The 17227-nt window shown below is 41.4% G+C and carries 20 protein-coding genes; 7 read left to right on the top strand and 13 right to left on the bottom strand.

The window, feature by feature from the left end; genetic code table 11:
* Nucleotides 1-36: 36 nt before the first annotated feature.
* The 9 genes from P855_RS0118115 to P855_RS0118075 form a co-directional block, all read right to left on the bottom strand.
* Nucleotides 37-1866 (bottom strand): putative bifunctional diguanylate cyclase/phosphodiesterase, encoded by a 1830-nt coding sequence (locus P855_RS0118115; RefSeq protein ID WP_051353311.1) that lies wholly within the window; start codon nucleotides 1864-1866, stop codon nucleotides 37-39.
* Nucleotides 1867-2056: 190 nt separating this feature from the next.
* Nucleotides 2057-2722 carry an SOS response-associated peptidase gene (locus P855_RS0118110; protein WP_028784885.1) on the bottom strand — a complete coding sequence of 222 codons (666 nt, stop codon included), beginning with the start codon at nucleotides 2720-2722 and terminating at the stop codon, nucleotides 2057-2059.
* 22 nt (nucleotides 2723-2744) lie between these two features.
* The gene (locus P855_RS0118105) at nucleotides 2745-3413 is read right to left on the bottom strand and encodes a TetR/AcrR family transcriptional regulator (RefSeq protein ID WP_028784884.1); all 669 of its coding nucleotides are present in this window, start codon (nucleotides 3411-3413) and stop codon (nucleotides 2745-2747) included.
* A 30-nt stretch (nucleotides 3414-3443) separates the two neighbouring features.
* On the bottom strand, nucleotides 3444-4466 hold the full coding sequence (locus P855_RS0118100) for an ABC transporter permease (RefSeq protein WP_028784883.1): 1023 nt from the start codon (nucleotides 4464-4466) through the stop codon (nucleotides 3444-3446).
* A complete protein-coding gene (locus P855_RS0118095; protein WP_028784882.1) occupies nucleotides 4463-5185 on the bottom strand; it encodes an ABC transporter ATP-binding protein in 723 nt (240 codons plus the stop codon). Before P855_RS0118095 ends, P855_RS0118100 begins: the two co-directional genes overlap by 4 nt.
* A 119-nt stretch (nucleotides 5186-5304) precedes the next feature.
* Nucleotides 5305-5676: a DUF1992 domain-containing protein gene (locus tag P855_RS0118090; protein ID WP_028784881.1), complete on the bottom strand. Its 372-nt coding sequence runs from the start codon at nucleotides 5674-5676 to the stop codon at nucleotides 5305-5307.
* A gap of 693 nt (nucleotides 5677-6369) precedes the next feature.
* Entirely contained in the window at nucleotides 6370-7140 is a 771-nt protein-coding gene (locus P855_RS0118085; RefSeq protein ID WP_028784880.1) for a CAP domain-containing protein, read from the bottom strand.
* A 256-nt stretch (nucleotides 7141-7396) separates the two neighbouring features.
* Nucleotides 7397-8035, bottom strand: a complete 639-nt coding sequence (locus tag P855_RS0118080) for an MOSC domain-containing protein (RefSeq protein WP_028784879.1) — start codon at nucleotides 8033-8035, stop codon at nucleotides 7397-7399.
* A complete protein-coding gene (locus P855_RS0118075; protein WP_028784878.1) occupies nucleotides 8022-8768 on the bottom strand; it encodes a YkgJ family cysteine cluster protein in 747 nt (248 codons plus the stop codon). Before P855_RS0118075 ends, P855_RS0118080 begins: the two co-directional genes overlap by 14 nt.
* A gap of 179 nt (nucleotides 8769-8947) precedes the next feature.
* Here P855_RS0118075 and P855_RS21910 point away from each other — a divergent pair, with 179 nt between their 5' ends.
* From P855_RS21910 to P855_RS0118050, 5 genes are all read left to right on the top strand, one after another.
* Nucleotides 8948-9079 (top strand): YflJ family protein, encoded by a 132-nt coding sequence (locus tag P855_RS21910; RefSeq protein WP_084315755.1) that lies wholly within the window; start codon nucleotides 8948-8950, stop codon nucleotides 9077-9079.
* 147 nt (nucleotides 9080-9226) lie between these two features.
* A complete protein-coding gene (gene mreBH / locus P855_RS0118065; RefSeq protein ID WP_028784877.1) occupies nucleotides 9227-10234 on the top strand; it encodes a rod-share determining protein MreBH in 1008 nt (335 codons plus the stop codon).
* Between the two features lie 163 nt (nucleotides 10235-10397).
* Nucleotides 10398-10703 (top strand): hypothetical protein, encoded by a 306-nt coding sequence (locus P855_RS0118060; RefSeq protein WP_028784876.1) that lies wholly within the window; start codon nucleotides 10398-10400, stop codon nucleotides 10701-10703.
* Between the two features lie 299 nt (nucleotides 10704-11002).
* Nucleotides 11003-11950: a D-alanyl-D-alanine carboxypeptidase family protein gene (locus P855_RS21610; protein WP_051353310.1), complete on the top strand. Its 948-nt coding sequence runs from the start codon at nucleotides 11003-11005 to the stop codon at nucleotides 11948-11950.
* Between the two features lie 211 nt (nucleotides 11951-12161).
* Nucleotides 12162-13076: a ketopantoate reductase family protein gene (locus P855_RS0118050; RefSeq protein ID WP_028784875.1), complete on the top strand. Its 915-nt coding sequence runs from the start codon at nucleotides 12162-12164 to the stop codon at nucleotides 13074-13076.
* A gap of 356 nt (nucleotides 13077-13432) precedes the next feature.
* Here the strand turns inward: P855_RS0118050 and P855_RS0118045 are convergent, their stop codons facing one another.
* Nucleotides 13433-13951, bottom strand: a complete 519-nt coding sequence (locus P855_RS0118045) for a GNAT family N-acetyltransferase (protein ID WP_051353309.1) — start codon at nucleotides 13949-13951, stop codon at nucleotides 13433-13435.
* A gap of 472 nt (nucleotides 13952-14423) precedes the next feature.
* On the opposite strand from P855_RS0118045, the gene P855_RS0118040 reads away from it, so the two are divergent.
* On the top strand, nucleotides 14424-14657 hold the full coding sequence (locus P855_RS0118040) for a hypothetical protein (protein ID WP_028784873.1): 234 nt from the start codon (nucleotides 14424-14426) through the stop codon (nucleotides 14655-14657).
* A gap of 478 nt (nucleotides 14658-15135) precedes the next feature.
* Here P855_RS0118040 and P855_RS0118035 read toward each other — a convergent pair whose 3' ends face one another.
* Complete coding sequence (locus tag P855_RS0118035; protein WP_028784872.1) at nucleotides 15136-15384, bottom strand: hypothetical protein; 249 nt, start codon at nucleotides 15382-15384, stop codon at nucleotides 15136-15138.
* Between the two features lie 146 nt (nucleotides 15385-15530).
* Nucleotides 15531-15731: a YwbE family protein gene (locus P855_RS0118030; protein WP_028784871.1), complete on the bottom strand. Its 201-nt coding sequence runs from the start codon at nucleotides 15729-15731 to the stop codon at nucleotides 15531-15533.
* 226 nt (nucleotides 15732-15957) lie between these two features.
* Here P855_RS0118030 and P855_RS0118025 point away from each other — a divergent pair, with 226 nt between their 5' ends.
* The gene (locus tag P855_RS0118025) at nucleotides 15958-16626 is read left to right on the top strand and encodes a peroxiredoxin (RefSeq protein ID WP_028784870.1); all 669 of its coding nucleotides are present in this window, start codon (nucleotides 15958-15960) and stop codon (nucleotides 16624-16626) included.
* A gap of 112 nt (nucleotides 16627-16738) precedes the next feature.
* Here P855_RS0118025 and P855_RS0118020 read toward each other — a convergent pair whose 3' ends face one another.
* Nucleotides 16739-17188, bottom strand: a complete 450-nt coding sequence (locus P855_RS0118020) for a ferritin-like domain-containing protein (protein ID WP_028784869.1) — start codon at nucleotides 17186-17188, stop codon at nucleotides 16739-16741.
* Between the last annotated feature and the right edge of the window lie 39 nt (nucleotides 17189-17227).

The following is a 17227-nucleotide window of genomic DNA, read 5'->3' as shown; positions in this document are numbered from 1 at the left end:
CATTTTTAAATAAAGCAACGCCTTAGTGGCGTTGCTTTATTTTATCCTTTTATAACTATAAGTATTTCTTTTTGTCAATAAACTTTCAAATTCAGCTGGCGGGAGTGGTTTGCTGAAATGATAGCCCTGGTAATGGTCACAGCCATTATGCTCTAGAAACTCAAGGATTGCAGGTTTTTCTACACCCTCTCCAACCACCTCCAGCTTAAACGTATGTCCAAGCTGGATCATAGCCTTTACAATTTCAGCATCACCTGGATCTGTTCCTATACCTTTGATGAAGGATTGATCGATTTTCAAGTAGTTGATCGGGAATTTGCGTAAATAGCCCAGGGAGGAGTAACCAGTTCCGAAGTCATCAATCGACAGAGCGATTCCCAACCTTCTCAATTCCTGCATTGTTCTGATGCACGCTTCTGTATTCTGCATGATACTATTTTCGGTGATTTCAATTTCCAAGAATTCAGCAGGCATTCCTGTCTTCTCTAATACTGTCTGAACACGACCAGCAAAGTCATGGCGCTGGATTTCTTCCGCTGCCACATTGACTGCTACACGCTCCGGAGCATAACCTTGTTCGATCCACTCCTGATTCTGGCGGCAAGCCTCGTACAGTACCCACTCCCCTAACCGTATAATAAGCCCGGTCTCTTCGGCAATAGGTATAAATTTCGCAGGAGAAATAAACCCTTTTTCAGGATGGTTCCAACGTACCAAAGCTTCCATTCCGCTGATCACCCCTGAACGAACATCTATTTTAGGCTGGTAATATAACATTAATTCTTTTTTACTGATAGCCTCCCGTAAGTCCCCTTCCAATGAAACCAGTTCATTGTAATAGGCATTCATGGAAGGATTATAAAAACGCAAACTCTGGCGTCCATTCAACTTACAATAATGCATGGCAATGTCAGCATTTCCTATCATTTTGCCCGCAGACATACTTCCACCAGAATACTGAGCAACCCCAATACTGGAGGTGATGAAAAACTCTTTCCCATTCAATCGAATCGGTTTACTGATCTGCTCCAGAATGTTATTACCGAGCTCACGCGCCTCTTTTTTGGATGTAATCTTATCTGAGATGATAAAAAACTCATCTCCTCCAAGACGGTACAGTTCTCCACTTCCTTTGGCGGCTTCCCAGATGCGATGCCCCATCAGCTGGATGACCTCATCTCCAGTCGTATGTCCCAGTGCATCATTCACATATTTGAAGCGATCCAAATCACATAAGAAGATAGTAAGAGGCGCCTCCTGCTTTCTTACACGAAAAATCTTAGCTTCTAAATCCTCTTGCACTTTTCTCCTGTTGGGTAAATCGGTCAATGGATCGTGATAAGCCATGTGATTGATAAGTAATTCTGCTTCTGGATGTACGGTAATAATTTCTGAATAAAAAGCAATGAAGGAATGAGGATTCCTTTCTGTTGTCAGCAAAGGTACAATCGTTGTATTCACCCAAAAAATCTCTCCAGTCTTTTTCTGGTTGCATATCTCCCCATTCCATACATTACCGTTTAATATTTCAGACCATAAGCTTTTATAAAAAGCAGGTGGGTGATGGTCAGTTTTCAGTAATCGATGGGTCCTCCCGATTAACTCCTTACGATTATATTGGGAAAGAGCACAAAACTGATCATCTGCATAAATGATTCTTCCTTCCACATCAGTAACTGTGACTGTAAGGGCCTGTTCCATGGCATATTTAAGATCGTGGTATTTATTCAGATAACCATGCACCAGCATTTCTAATTCATCAATCGTTTCTCTTACTTGATCCCCTTTGCTGTGTTCGTTTAATATTTCAAACAAACGATTAAATGTTCTACGATCATTTGAAGAATCCAGATCCAAAATATTCATGGTAACCATCCTTACCCAATATTCGAAATAATTCGACAAACTTTTCTTTAGTATAAACGATACTACCCATTAAAAAAAGCCTGCTGCCAATAAGGAAGAGGCTTTTAACAAGTCTTATAACCACCATAATTTAATTTCAATTACGCAAAATCTAGATTTAGACCTATATAACTTCTTTTATTTTTTCATATTAAGCAATCGGCTTGATACATTCAGGACCTTCATTCTTAGGTGAGTTGACAATATCACTGACATCATAAGCGTCCAGCTCATCTGTAAGAAGCATACGGATAAAACCCGCAGCCTCATCTGCTCCCCATTTCACCGGCTCAATCCATTCATCCTGTTTGTCACGCGGGAGGATAACCGGCATCCGGTCATGAATAGGTGACATGAACTCGTTTGCTTCCTTAGTCAAAATAGTGCACGTGAACATTTCCTCTTCATCTTTTCCCCACTTATCCCATAAGCCCGCAAAGGCGAACAATTTTCTGTCCTTCGGGGAAATCCGCTTTGCCTGCTTGCCCTCATCGGTACGCTGCCATTCATAAAAACTGTCCGCTACAATCAAGCATCGCTTTTTAGTCATCAACTGCTTGAAACTGGGCTTTTCATGTGCTGTTTCGCTACGCGCATTGATCATCTTATAGCCGATTTTCGGATCCTTCGCCCAAAATGGCACCAATCCCCATTTCAGGAAGCCTGCCCGTTTTTCTTTGCCATCTTGGATAATGGCAAGCACTTTCTGGCCAGGGGCGATATTATACCTTGGTTCATAATTCGGTATCTTGTGATCAAGCCCAAATTCCTTCAGGATTTCTACCTCTTCTGCTAACAGTGTATAACGTCCGCACATTTAAACGGCCTCCTTTCCTTGATTAATCTTTACTCTTTTCTATCGATAACCCATACATCAAAAAGTGGATCGTTCGATCAATTTCCTCGTCATCCTTCCAACCCTCATCAGGCATAACTATAAACCTTGTGATTAAAAAACCAATAATCGTAGTCATGGTAAACCTGATGATAGTCCCTGATGGATATGCAATCAACTTGCCATTCTTCTGATAATATTTGACCGCTTCATCAAACTTCGGGAAAACTTCACGCCGGAACACTTCCTGGAATGATTGCTGGATTTCTGGATGGAAGGCCATTTCCTGAAGCAGAATTTTCAGTAACGGAATATTATTCTTTACAAATTCAAAGCGGTTCATAATTAATTTTCGCAACAGCTGTTCGTAATCAGGAGTTTTTTCCTGGAATACTTGATTGACAAAGTGTGTGGCAAAGAATGGGACCGCAAATTTTGTGATTACAGGGCTCACTATTGAAAATAGCAGTTCTTTCTTGGTTTTGAAATGGCGGAAAATGGTCCCTTCAGCTACACCAGCTTTTTTAGCGATTTCACTCGTCGACGTAGAAGCATAGCCTTTTTCCGCAAAAATTTCGATTGCAGTTTCAAGTATCTTCGCTTGTTTCGGGGTCAGCTCATCTTCTTTTTCTCCCACTTTTACCAATTGCTCCAAGTAGTCTTTTGCATTCATCGCTGTCTGTCCCCCTCTAGTTACTTTTCATTATAGCGTTCGATGACGCTTCAATGCCAATATGTTCAGGGTTATGAAGAGAATAGTGAAACCGATGAGGATATAGACCTCATTTGAAAATACAGCAAACCCTTTCCCACGTATCATGATATCCCTCAGCGCTTCACCCCCATAAGTCAAAGGCATCACTTTACCAATTGCCCTCAGCCAAGGTTCCATCGTTTCTAAGTTGAATATCCCTGAAAAGAACACCTGAGGGACAATGACAAGTGGAATGAATTGCATCATCTGAAATTCATTGTTTGCGTATGCCGACAGCAGTGTCCCGAGGCTCAAAGCTGCCATCGCCAGCAAAAATGTGATCAGCATGACATACCAGAATTCACCACTCATGTACATATTCAATACATAGATAGAAAAGGCCGCAATAATGATGGATTGGACGATAGTAAATAGTCCAAATCCTCCTAAATAGCCAAATACGATTTCCCATCTTTTGAGGGGAGTCGACAATAAACGTTCCAGCGTCCCCTGTGTACGCTCACGCAGGAATGAGACACCGCCCACAATAAATACAAAGAAGAAGACAAAAAACCCTATCAGTACAGGACCGGTATTATCAAATAAATTCAGCTCTTCAGAACCATGAAGAAATTTCAACTCAGGCTCCGGGACAGGTTTAGCTGCTTTTTCCTTCATAGCCTGCTGAAGAACTTTCTGAACGGCGCCGTTGGCAGTGGGATCACTTCCTTCAAGCAATACCTCTGGTTTTGATTCCTCCCATGTAATCATCGCATCTAATTCTTTATTTTGGAGTTTTTCCCGGGCTTCCTGTTCAGGTATGTGTCGGATCTCAGCCTCCTGCTCATCCAATGACTTAACAATTGATGATGGCAAGTCGACCACCGCAATTTCCGGTACATAAGTGTCTCCATCTAATACAAGCCACATCAGAGTCAAAATGAATAACGGAGCAACAATCATAAGAGCCATACTTCTTTTGTCTCTACGAAGTTGACGCAAAATTCGTTTGATAATAGCCATTGTTCTCATTGCACGGCACCACCATAGTGAAGAAATGCCTCTTCAATAGTGGTAACACCTATTCCTTGTTTCAAAGACTTCGGTGTGCCCTGGGCGATCACATATCCATCTCGTAATAAGGCAAGACGATCACATTTTTCAGCTTCATCCATTACGTGAGTGGTCAATATGATAGTCGCACCTTTTTCTTTCAAAACGTTCAACTCTTCCCATATCGATTGACGGAGCACAGGATCTATACCAACCGTAGGTTCATCCAGTATTAATACTTCAGGCTGGTGGAGGATAGAAGCAGCTAGGGACAACCTCCTTTTCATTCCCCCTGAAAACTTTTCTACCGGCTTATCAATCTCAGATGTCAGATCAACTACTTGCAAAACCTCCTGAATCCTTTGCTTACGTTGTAATTTAGAAAGGCCGTATATAGTAGCGAAAAAATCTAAGTTCTCTCTCCCGGAAAGTTCGGAGTATAAAGCATCGGACTGCGCCATGAAGCCTATTTTTTTCATTTGTTCTAAAGAAGGCATGGGGGTGCCAAGGACAATAGCACTTCCTTCGGATGGTTTCAAAATACCTACGATGATTTTTACCAGGGTTGTCTTTCCCGCTCCGGAAGGACCAAGCAAACCAAATATTTCCCCTTTATCAACTGTCATATTTATACCCTTGATAACTGATTCACTTCCAAAAGAATGAGCGATATGATCCAGCTCGATTACCGTTGCCATAAAAGCACTCCCTTTCTATAACCATAAATGAGTGGTTACTCACTTTTAGCATAGTTTTTTTAAATAATATGTAAAGTGAGCACTTACTCATTCCAAATTCTTAAAAAAAGAGGTCAGACCTAAAAGCCCATCCTCTTATTGATTTGACTCCGGTAACGGTTAAATGCACCGGAACTCTTAATTTTTCTCTGTTCCATCATCAATTGGAAACGAAGTTGCTTTTCACTCAGCCGCTGTTTATAGATTTCTTTTTCTTCCGGATTGCGACAGCAGTCAATCAATTCTTCTAAGGAGACTATCTCTTTTTTCAGCTGCATCTCTTCCGGAATCATATTGGCGTTTTTTAGAATCTTATAACTGTTTCGGAGATCGGCTGGTACATGATCCATGTCGTCCTTTGGCAATGGCTTCCCTTTACCAGGCAAATTGTCAAAGTCTCCATTACGGATTGATTGCTTGATTTTTTCTTCTACAATCGAAGTGAAGTCCATACGGTTTCCTCCTTTTCAAAAGGAAATCTATGTATATAGTATAGCATGATTTTTGTGCTTAATTTAGAAGAAGGCTCTGCTTTTTGGTTTTACAGATAAGCTCCCAATACCTGAAGACTCAGTTTCGAGAGAAACTGTTTCCGTTACGGTAGATAATCTCTGGAGGGCCGGGAAATCACTCGCTTTCCATGGGCGGACGGTGAGCTTCCTCAGGCTCCGCCTTGCGGGATCTCACCATGTCCTATCCTCCCATTGGAGTCTCGCAATTTCCCGGCCCTCCTTGCATTTGTAAGACTAACGGAAACATTGGTATGCCGTACAACTATTGATGGAGTTCCTCATAAAAACGTGCTTATAACCTGCGCCATGATTACATATGAGTTGTGGAAGACATCTTCATCTATCGCAGGGGTTCGTCACGCCCATCCTTCGGATGGGTGGTTGGGAAACTGCGAGACTCCCGCGGGAGAAGGATCGAGGCGAGATCCCACAGGGCGATAGCCCGAGGAAGCTCGCCAGGTCCCCCGCAGGAAAGCGAGTAGTTTCCAAACCACCCCTGACGCTTTTATGATAAAGAACCCCTTATCTTGAAACCAAGTCTTCCATAATCCGGTCATATTGTTGAATAAGTCTCCCTAGTAAAAAATGAACTCAAAAAAGAGCCTGGCGTTGGCCAGGCTCTTGGTTGTACTATTATTTTCCGATGAACATTTGTGTCCATACATTGCCATTCTCAACATAGCCTACGCCGATGTGAGTGAAGTCAGGGTTCATGATGTTTTTACGGTGTCCTTCACTGTTCATCCACGCATTGACAACTTCCTGCGGGCTGCGTTGTCCTTTAGCAATGTTTTCCCCAGCTGTACGGTAGTCGATGCCATAAGATTTCATCATATCAAATGGAGAACCGTAATTCGGACTGTTATGAGAAAAATACCCGTTAGATGCCATATCCTGGGACTTATCACGTGCTACCTTGCTTAGTTCTGCATCAGCTTTAAGCGGTGCAAGACCTTGCTTTTGACGTTCCTGGTTAGTCAATTCTACTACTTGCTGTTCGAATTGATTCAACTGGCTGTTCTGCTCAGCAGCTGGTTGTTCAGCTGGAGCTTGTTGTGTTTGCTCTGGAGCAGGTTGTGGTGCTGGAGCTTCCTGTTTCTCTGGTGCTGGAGCAGGTGCCTGCTCTTTTTTAGCTGGCTGCTCTTGTTTTGGCTCTTCTTGCTTAGGTTGCTCTTGTTGTGGAGCTTCTACTTGATTCCACTGTACATTATAGTTTTTCAGAATATCCTGTAGCCATTTATTTACATCATCCTGGGAGAATGAACCTCCATAGGATTGTATTTTATAGAATGCTTTAATAGAAGGTGCTTGTTGCTCGCCTCCAGCGTGTGCGTCTGCTGTAAAAGCACCACCTAGAAGCAATGCTGTTGATAATGCGAATGCAGTACTTACTTTCTTAAACATGCGTTAATCCTCTCCTTTGGTGTTTTTTGTACAATATCATCATAGCATCGCTTTTCTGTAACATAGGCACCAAGGTTTTCCATTGACTAACAAAGAAAGCGCTATCATTACATAAAACCTTTCAAATAAGGAAATTGAACTAGATTATACAAAAAACAAACTGGAAAAAATCAAATAGGTTGCTAGATTTTTCATAAAAAAAGCCGTTGACAGACGTCAAAACGGCACTTTTTTGTTACGTTATATTACTATTCTGTTACAATTTCTTCTGTAAAGAGGCTCTTACACCTGCAGCTAAGGCAGGGACTTCTAATATTCGTGAAACTTTCGCTTTATTATTTTTATCACGGAAAAAAACATCATTTACATCGTCTATGGTTACTTGGCGGGGATCCTTATGTTTTAGTATCAACTTGTCTTTTGGAGATACAATCCCTTCCTTAATCACACGTAAGTAAAGCCCTGACAGTCCTTTATCGATCATTTTCTCTGGAAAATCTAAGAGTCCGTGTTTCCTGGCAATGATATAACAGGGCTTCCTGGGTTCTGTTACTTCGAGTTCCGTCTCACCTAATATGAATTGATCTCCTATAGCTGTTTCCCGTTCGTCCACTCCATTAACCGTTATATTTTCTCCAAATGATGGATAAGGGAATTCACGCTGGTACTCCTCTTCCCAGTGACGATAGTGCTGAGCAGGATATAAGCATACGGCTTTGTCAGGACCACCATGGTGTTTTTGATCCGCCTGGTAATCCCCCGTGAAGTTAAGTCTACTTAACCGAATCGGTTCCTCAACTCTCTGTTTTTGGATCGCTGTTTTCAAAGGACCCTTATCCGTCTTTAAAATGACAGGTTTCCCGACACTGATCGCTTCCACATTAAAATGTGTCAATCTCTACCTCACTCCTTCGCTTAATCCAGGCAGGCAAATAATCATAACTCCATACATCACTTGGATAATCGACGAACAGCTCTTCTCCATTTTCATATAAAGCCTGCATGATTTCGTTTAATGCGCCCATATAATATTCATATAAAAATTCATAGCTGAACGGTTCATCAGGCATATGATTCTCCGCACAGACTTTCGGATTAGCATAATTCAGATAGGTACGGCAAGGAATCGGACGAATTTCATAAGCCATACATGTTTTTGTTTCCGGATCCAGCATCGGGCAAGGTAAGTCCAAACGTTTGTAATTCAACTTTGTATCGTCTGCCTGCAGTTCCATATTCAATGCTGTATCCAGCTTCACTGCATGTTCATCAAAATAGGAATTCCAGTGCTGATAGATTTTTTCTTTCCTCTCTGCTGGAAACTGCTCGATTTCCTTCAGCATCATTTTTGCTTCCATTTTCGTAATGATAATCGGGAAATAGCAGCAAAAGGCACAACCTTTGAAACAGCTGGCCTTCATGCCGGCATAGTCTTCCATCCGTCCTATTTCATGATCGACTTCGCTCAAAAGGCGTTTGAAACCATTCAGGATAACAGTTTGTGTATCCATTTCACTATCAAGCAGTTCATCTATGATGTTATCGAAAAATACTGGATCAACTTCGTAATTGTTATTCAGCCGCTCGCATTTATCGATTATTTCCTGGTGTTTTAAATATTCCGTCATGATATACTCCTTTTCTAAAACAATCGGTTTCTTCCATTATACATCCAGCAATACTTATTAGACTACCTATTGAAATATATGACGAATTTCCTGATTCCTCTTTCGTTCTTATATCTCAGATGTTACAATGGCACACGCATTCAAAGCACATGAAAAAATACTCAGAAAGGATGATAGGGATGCACGTAGGAAGCAAAGGCTGGTACGTAGAAAAATTGAAAGAACATGGTGTAAATACGATTCAAGGAAGAAAAGTAGAAAAGTATAAAAAGCACATTCTTGCAAACCTATTAGCCGAAAAAGAAGATTAAGTTTATACTAGGACAGGGGGCTTGCTCCCTGTCCTTTTTTCATAACAAAAATCTTTGATAGATTTCCCATCATCCACCCCCGTAATTACAAAAATTATGTCGAATCAATATTAGAAGAAATCTGTCATCATTGGAGGTACGTCTTACATGTTTGCAACTGCTGAGATCGGAATTGATTTAGGAACTGCCAATATATTGATTTATTCTAAGTCGAAAGGAATCATTTTGAATGAACCTTCGGTAGTAGCTTATAACACAGATACGAAAGAAGTCGTAGCTGTTGGTAAAGAAGCAAAAGAAATGGTCGGTAAAACACCCAAAAATGTAATCCCTGTCCGCCCGCTGAAAGACGGGGTTATCGCTGATTACGATATGACCGCACAAATGCTGAAAGAATTATTGAAAAAGGCGAGCAAAGAAGCTGGTGCTTCCATGCGTAAGCCTACTGTGGTCGTCTGTACGCCATCTGGCTCAACTTCAGTCGAGCGTCGCGCTATCCACAATGCGGTTAAAAGTTATGGTGCAAAAAACGTGCACTTGATTGAAGAACCGATTGCTGCTGCCATCGGTGCAGATCTGCCAGTAGAAGAACCGGTTGCCAACGTAATCGTCGATATCGGTGGCGGTACGAGTGAAGTTGCTATCATTTCATTCGGTGGGGTCGTTTCCTGCCGTTCGATCCGCACTGGCGGGGATAAAATGGATGAAGAAATTATCCAGTATGTCCGTAAAGAATACAATATTCTTATCGGTGAACGAACAGCTGAACAAATCAAAATGGAAATCGGCCATGCACTGGTTGACCATAAAGAAGAAAAAATGGAAGTCCGCGGCCGTGATATGGTCACAGGGCTGCCAAAAACGATCGAACTAGGGTCTAAAGAAGTACAAGGAGCGCTGCGCGAATCCCTTGAACAAATTTTAGAAACAATCCGTGCTACCCTGGAAGACTGCCCGCCTGAACTAAGCGGAGATATTGTCGACCACGGTGTCATCCTGACCGGTGGCGGCGCTTTGCTGAAAGGCATGCAGGAATGGCTTTCAGAAGTAATCGTCGTTCCTGTCCACCTGGCTCCTAACCCACTAGAATCAGTCGCTATCGGAACAGGACGTTCCATCAAGATGATCCAAAAACTACAAAAAGCAGCTAAATAGGCTTAGCGGTCTTTTCTAAGAACAAGCATTCAATCAGATGAAGCAGAGCAACGAAAATGTTGCTCTGCTTTTTTATGAAAAATAGTTTATATATTCTGCGGGAAAGGAAAACTGATGAAATAGGTCTACTAAAAGCATTTATATAGGACAGGAGTGAAACGCAATGATATCAACAACCTTAAAATGGGTAACAGGGATATTAGAAGGACTGCTGGCCATCCCTATCGCCGGTGGATTATTTATCCTCGGATCTGGGTGGCAGCCATTGATATTCATGTTTGTCCTTCACTTGATCACCCTAATCTTTTCCGTTAAAGACAATCGCTTCAGCGTCGGAAGTGTGCTTGGCCTGATCACCAGTGTGGTCGGCATCATCCCGGGAATCGGCTGGTTGATGCACACCATTACAGCAATCGTGTTGATCATTGACGCTTCCATTTCATCAAAAGCGATGAACAAAGCAAAATAACCGTTTGTAAAGGCTTATTCCAAATTACCGGAATAAGCTTTCTTCATGGCATGTTTAATGGGAGCAAGATTCACCAGACAACTTCAATCGCCCCTTTCCACCTTAACTCCCCTATTTATTTCCTGATACCTTTTTCATAGTGCGATATGGAGTTTTCCGTTTTTTTGCATAATAATGTTTCCTCTGCCCTCTACCTGATTATGAATATGGACTTAATTTATATGTATTTTTCTATAAGTATTCTTAATATTTCCTAAAAATGATAATCTTGTAGATATTACATAGAAGGAGGAACATTTATGCCTATTATGCCAACTAAAAGAATCGTCTATCTATTGGCAGCTTTTATTTTCCCCTTGTTATTATCGTGGCCTGTAACATCCTCAGCTCATGACAAGAATGATATAATGCTAGCCAACAAACAACATGCTCTTTCAGAAGATTACGTGCCTAATGAACTCGTAACCCCTGATGTAGCTTTTTCCGGAGAGGAAGAACAACTGCAGCCCAAAGCTGCCACAGCTTTAGAATCCATGTTCAAAGCTGCTGAAAACGATGGCGTACAGTTGTATGCTGCTTCTGGGTATCGTTCCTATGAATATCAGAAGAACCTCTTTCAATTTTGGGTGAGCCAATATGGAGAAGAGCAGGCAAGCCGTGTCAGTGCCAAGCCTGGCGAAAGTGAGCATCAGACAGGTTTGACGATGGATGTAACTAATAAGGATGTTAACTTCAAGCTTAAACAATCATTTGGTGATACAGAGGCTGGTCAATGGATTGAAAAGCATGCAGCAAAATATGGATTTATCATCAGGTATCCGGATGGAAAAGAACCAATCACAGGATATGCCTATGAACCTTGGCACCTCAGATTTATAGGTAAAGACCATGCCCAGGCTATCATGAAAAATGATATTACATTAGAAACCTATCTTTCGTATGATATAAGTAAGCTCCCAGGTGAACATAAAGTGAGCGCTGGAGACACATTATATCGTTTAGCTGAAAATAATAGCACCACTGTGGAAAACTTATTGGCTTTAAACCATGATATAAAGACTCATGCTCTGTCAATCGGAACCAGGCTGCAGTTACCCGGGCAGGATATTTATAAAATCAAGGCAGGAGACACTCTCTCAGCTATAGCTGAAAATTACCCAGGTGTATCTGCCAAGCTGCTGATGGACGTCAATTCAATAACAGCCCCTGAATCTCTTCCTGTCGGTTCTGTCATTAACATTCCGTAAGAACTAAAGCGCAAGCGCCTTACTCACCCCCGACAAGCTTAAGCCAAGCCTCGTCGTGAAGTCTTTGGTACTTTCAGACCAATTGAGGTTTAAAAAGATGCCAGAAACTCTGCTATCACAAGTTCTGACCCTAACCTTCTCTCAATAGGTCTGCAATGATAAATGATAAGCTACATGCTAAGATAAGAGTATATGATTTGGAGGTGTAAAAATGAAGATTGTTGTTATCGGTGCAGGAGCCTTAGGCGCATATTTCGGTGGGCGCTGGCAAGAGGCAGGACATGAAGTTACATTCTTAGTTCGTGAACGTCGGGCTAAACAGATCGAGGAGAATGGAATCAAAATACATAGCCCCCATGGCGATTATAAAATGGACAATCCAGCTATTATCCGCCAGGCAGACGAAGCGGGAGACGCAGACCTCGTCTTTTTGTCGGTAAAAGGGTACCACCTTCCAGGTACAATAGAAGACTTGAAGACACTGACTGCAAAAGGAGCGAAAGTCCTTCCGGTTCTCAATGGTGTCGAACACATCCCTACATTACAAAAAGAACTTGGCGAAGAAACGGTAATCGGGGGACTATCCTTCATCATTGCCACATTGGATGAACAAGGTCATGTCGTCCATTCAGCTAGGGTACATGACCTTGTATTTGGTGCTCTCCACCAGTCCCAGCAGGAGCTGGTAGATGAATTAGGCCTGGCCTGCGAGCAAGCTAATTTTGACGGAAGGTTAAGCACCGATATTTTAAAAGAGTTATGGAAAAAGTATATGTTCATTACAGCTTTTTCAGGAATTACAACAGCAGTCAATCTGCCAATTGGTGATGTTCGCAAACATCCTGAAACCTATCACATCGCACGGAAGATTTTAGAAGAGATGAAACATTTGGCCAACAGTCATGGTCTCGAATTAACCGATAAACATATAGACAAGGCGTTTGAAAGCATTGATAATTTAGATGATGAAGCTACTTCTTCTATGCATCAGGATCGTCGCAAAGGACTGACATTGGAAGTGGAGCATTTACATGGTGGGGCACTTCGGTTAGGAGAAGCTGTAGACCTGAAACTTCCTTATATAGAAACGATTTACGGAATTATTAAACCTTTCGAAAATGCCTGATGTAAAAACAGCCCATTTTCTCGATCCAAAAAAATCCTTTTCAATCTAGAGGAGCTATTAAAGTTTATTGTTGATTCTCACGAATCGCTTGTCGGTGGATGCTTGCCGTTGGCACGGCCTCAGCTAACTTGGTCAAGAAGATCACTTGACCAAGTGGATCTTCGGCTCGCGCTGTTCCCGCAGGCGTCACCACCGAACGCTCATCGTAGAAACAACAGGGGCGAATCTAAAAAGAAGAAAAGTGGTCTGTATGGAAATTAAATTTCCCACAGACCACTTTTTTTGAATTCTTCCTTTCATAAATCTTCAGTTTTTTCATTTGCTCTAATTTCCTCTTGGCTGTTTTTGTCCTAAGTTCAAATTGTAATCCACTTTTCATAGCAATTATAACGTTGGGCATCACTCGGCCGATGGGTAAACTCTACAAACCCTCGTAATTGAAAATCATTATGGAGGTATAACTGGTTGGAAACAGGGTTCCCGTCGAAAGTGTCCAGGCGGATGCTTGTGTAATCTTGTTCTTTTGCATAGTTGTCACACCACTCGATCAACCGACGTCCGTAACCTTTCCTCTGATGGGTCGGGGAAATACACAGACCATGTAAAACAAGCGGCTTGCCGATTACATCCCGCCATTCGATCGCTTCCCATTCCAGTGTCTCCTCTTCATTCAATATTACCGCTCCGATAATACTCTTATCCTCCATCATTACATACAGTTCCTTGTTCCTTATCGCCCGGTCAATAAAATCTCTGCCTGGATAATTTTCGTCCCATTGAGAAATCGCTTGAGCTGCCAGCACCTCTGCACAAGCCTGGTAAAGATGAAAGATTTCTTCCGTCTGATGCTCTTCCGCCAATATTGTGTCCGCCATTGCTCTTCCCCTTTATAATTTTTAGATGTGATATAAAGTATGTTCTTTCCAGTAAATCTATGTTTCTATAATTTTAGCATAATTCAGATAAATACCAGTAAGAATTTCATTAAATATTTAACAAGCCATATTCAGGCTTTGTCGCTGGGACAACGGCATTTGTCCTCTTTCTCGCGATAGATAATACCAGTTTAAAGCAATGTGAAAGCTATGAATGGTGCCCTCACTGCCATTACTATTTTCGGCAGAACAGAAACCGAATCAGCGACAGGAATAGGTCAAACGATTGTAGTGATACTAATGAGAACCAATGTTATTTTGCACGTACATATCACTAGCACAGTACTTGCTGTTCTCTATCATACAAAATGGAGGCAAACTTTTGTAAAGAAATTGAAAAATGGATAAGGTTTAGGATTTTATTGCAGGAGGTATACATCCCATATAACGCTGATGAATGAGGTGACTTAAAATGGCTGAAAACCAGAACAAAAAAGACCGTCAGCAAAAGAGTATGGCAAGAAGGAATCAGCCTGAACAAATCAAGTCAGATAACGAAAGCTTGTTGGACAAGCATAAAGATGAGCAGCTGACTGATCCAATTCCAATGGATGATTTGAATAAAGAAATGAAGGAAGAAAAGAAAAAAGATAAAACAAAGAAAGATTCAGGTTCAGAAGAAAAATATAAGACAGATTATAAGTAGCCGCTTGTTTGGAGTTTGATTTTCAAAAACTATTTGTTGACATGATGCCGGATATCGTGTAATATTGTTGTTTGTAGCTATATAGCGAATGGAACGTAGAAATGTATAGACACGTCGAGAGTGTAGTATGATCGAACTTTTGACGAAACTAAACTGGCATTCTGTGCTAAGTTTTTGAAACACTTATTCACACTGGATCGGCTTCGGAGCCGTAAGGATGCAAGAGAGGTAGGGCTTGCGTCGTCTAAGTTAGAAAACTACCAAACGGAATTATAACCGCGGCAAATAGACACACATTAGAAAAACTTGGCTTGTCGCCAAGTATTTATAGCGAAAGCCTTAGTATTTTCTTATACTTTAATCCTTCAAAGTTAAACTAAAGTATAACAAAAAAAGTGTGCAACATAATAAAGCATTTCCAAACGTTTGAACTACAAAGCGGGTCTGACTGATTGTCGGATCCGCTTTTCCAATGGTTTCATATTTTCACATCGACCTTCTTCCCGTTAAGCTCCTGGAAAAGTACGGAGTCTTCGATATATTCAATTCTGGTTTGTGGCTCCAGCTTTTCAAGAAAATTGATTTGTTTCTTGATATACTCAAACAGACCGATTCCTTTGTAATTACCGTTTATGAAAACCTCGCAACGATTATTTCCCAAAAATTTCAACGTAACATGCTTTCCATTAACGATGGCTAAATAAGTACCATTTAATAGACGTAGCAAATTAAGCCCTCCTTTGTTCTATTTAAAGAACTTAACTTTCATTTTAAGGTATTAACACAAAATAATAAAGAATTTTGTTCTTTATAAAGAATGATAAAGAATAAAAAGGCTCAAGCTGACTGATACAGCTTGAGCTTTATTCCATGCTACTCCATTATTTCTTTCACTCTGCCAACCTGGCCATCCTCCAGACGGACTTTAATTCCGTGGGGATGCTGAGCTGACTTCGTCAGAATGTCCTTGACTACTCCTCTGGTCAGTTTTCCAGTGCGTTGATCCTGCTTCAAAACGATAGCCACTTCTGCTCCTCGCTGAATATCTTTACGGTTTTGACCGTTTTTGCTCATTGTTTTCACATACCTTCCCTTGCATATTTACTTCTTTCATTCTGACGCTAATTTCTCATTCCTGCAAGCTTAGTATACGACCAGGAGTATCGATTGATAATTTTTCCATATACATGCATAATCCTATGCACGTCTACTCATTTTAATTCTGGAGTGTTTATGCGCATACTTGGAGGGAACATTTATTAAGTAATCTACTTAATTTTCAGGAGAGGATGTTGTGATTATGAGTGACCTGCATGCAAACCATGAAGAAAAACAGGTATGGTCTCTGCCAAGAATCAACTCAAAAGCCCCTGAATTTGAAGCTACTACTACCCACGGCACATTACGTTTAAAGGATTACGAAGGAAAATGGCTTGTACTTTTTTCTCATCCTGCTGATTTCACTCCTGTTTGTACTACAGAATTCGTAGCATTTCAGGAGATTTATCCGCAATTGCGTGAAATGGATACAGAATTGCTTGGACTTAGTATCGATAGTGTCCATTCACACATCGCCTGGATCCGGAACATAGAAAAGAACTTCCATGTAGAAATCGAATTCCCAGTCATAGCCGACTTGAATAAAGACGTCGCCCAGAAGTATGGCATGATCATGCCGGATGAAAGCTCGACCGAAACCTCCCGGGCTGTCTTTATCATAGATGATAAAGGTAAAGTTCGCTCAATCATCTACTATCCACTTTCTACTGGCCGTAACATGGATGAAATCGTACGTGCTGTTAAAGCCTTACAGACAACAGATAAGTATGGATATGCTACTCCCGCCAACTGGCAGGAAGGTGACAAAGTCATTGTTCCTCCTTCCACAACTACGAAAGGTGCCAAAGAGCGGGAAGCCGACGAAGGTATGGAATGTGTCGACTGGTACTTATGTAAAAAAGATTTGTAAAACAGTAAAATGCCGATCCAGCCGGATCGGCATTTTATTTCTATCCCCTTAATCAGGTGTTTCATCAGGGAGAAAAAATTAATTAAGCGCTCCTCAGCTCTTATCTCATATTCTAGCGTCTTTTTGTCATAAAATATAAGAACCAGACAGCATGGTTTTGTTCGTCTGCGGAAGCACGGCGGAACGTTTGCTGAATGAAAGGATCAGTGGCTTGCTCGGCAATATCCTGGTAAAAATCAGCAGCTTCCTGTTCATCTTTAAACGAGACTTCCAGACCCTGGCGATAGTTCCTCGGGCACTCTTCAATCTGCTGCGGATCCGGTTGTCTCCCTGTCAAACTCCGGTATATGCGGCTGAACTGCCTCAGATGTTTTTCTTCATCCCGACGAATTTCTCTTATTTGACGTTTTTCTTCATTGGTCGGTGCCAATTCAATAAGCTTAGCGTAGCATTCAACCGCACTGTATTCCCCATTGATTGCCTGAGCGATGTTACTGATCAATTGCTGTTGATTTTGCCGATTCATCGGCTGATAATACGGATAATAATATGGATAATACATTTGAAACCCCCTCTTATATATTTCCCTCTCCTTCTAAAC

Origin of the sequence: Thalassobacillus devorans MSP14, from assembly GCF_000496835.1 — a bacterium.
In the GTDB taxonomy this organism is placed as follows: Bacteria; Bacillota; Bacilli; order Bacillales; family Halobacillaceae; genus Thalassobacillus; species Thalassobacillus devorans_B.
This window is presented reverse-complemented; position numbering and strand designations above follow the sequence as displayed.

Excerpts from the sequence above, each read along its gene's own strand:
- P855_RS0118025 (WP_028784870.1), top strand. The coding sequence starts at position 15,958 with ATGAGTGACCTGCATGCAAACCATGAAGAAAAACAGGTATGGTCTCTG.
- P855_RS21910 (WP_084315755.1), top strand. The coding sequence starts at position 8,948 with ATGCACGTAGGAAGCAAAGGCTGGTACGTAGAAAAATTGAAAGAACAT.
- P855_RS0118075 (WP_028784878.1), bottom strand. The coding sequence starts at position 8,768 with ATGACGGAATATTTAAAACACCAGGAAATAATCGATAAATGCGAGCGG.
- mreBH (WP_028784877.1), top strand. The coding sequence starts at position 9,227 with ATGTTTGCAACTGCTGAGATCGGAATTGATTTAGGAACTGCCAATATA.
- P855_RS0118085 (WP_028784880.1), bottom strand. The coding sequence starts at position 7,140 with ATGTTTAAGAAAGTAAGTACTGCATTCGCATTATCAACAGCATTGCTT.
- P855_RS0118095 (WP_028784882.1), bottom strand. The coding sequence starts at position 5,185 with ATGGCAACGGTAATCGAGCTGGATCATATCGCTCATTCTTTTGGAAGT.
- P855_RS0118060 (WP_028784876.1), top strand. The coding sequence starts at position 10,398 with ATGATATCAACAACCTTAAAATGGGTAACAGGGATATTAGAAGGACTG.
- P855_RS0118050 (WP_028784875.1), top strand. The coding sequence starts at position 12,162 with ATGAAGATTGTTGTTATCGGTGCAGGAGCCTTAGGCGCATATTTCGGT.
- P855_RS0118090 (WP_028784881.1), bottom strand. The coding sequence starts at position 5,676 with ATGGACTTCACTTCGATTGTAGAAGAAAAAATCAAGCAATCAATCCGT.
- P855_RS0118100 (WP_028784883.1), bottom strand. The coding sequence starts at position 4,466 with ATGAGAACAATGGCTATTATCAAACGAATTTTGCGTCAACTTCGTAGA.
- P855_RS21610 (WP_051353310.1), top strand. The coding sequence starts at position 11,003 with ATGCCTATTATGCCAACTAAAAGAATCGTCTATCTATTGGCAGCTTTT.
- P855_RS0118115 (WP_051353311.1), bottom strand. The coding sequence starts at position 1,866 with ATGAATATTTTGGATCTGGATTCTTCAAATGATCGTAGAACATTTAAT.
- P855_RS0118040 (WP_028784873.1), top strand. The coding sequence starts at position 14,424 with ATGGCTGAAAACCAGAACAAAAAAGACCGTCAGCAAAAGAGTATGGCA.
- P855_RS0118020 (WP_028784869.1), bottom strand. The coding sequence starts at position 17,188 with ATGTATTATCCATATTATTATCCGTATTATCAGCCGATGAATCGGCAA.
- P855_RS0118045 (WP_051353309.1), bottom strand. The coding sequence starts at position 13,951 with ATGGCGGACACAATATTGGCGGAAGAGCATCAGACGGAAGAAATCTTT.
- P855_RS0118105 (WP_028784884.1), bottom strand. The coding sequence starts at position 3,413 with ATGAATGCAAAAGACTACTTGGAGCAATTGGTAAAAGTGGGAGAAAAA.
- P855_RS0118110 (WP_028784885.1), bottom strand. The coding sequence starts at position 2,722 with ATGTGCGGACGTTATACACTGTTAGCAGAAGAGGTAGAAATCCTGAAG.
- P855_RS0118030 (WP_028784871.1), bottom strand. The coding sequence starts at position 15,731 with ATGAGCAAAAACGGTCAAAACCGTAAAGATATTCAGCGAGGAGCAGAA.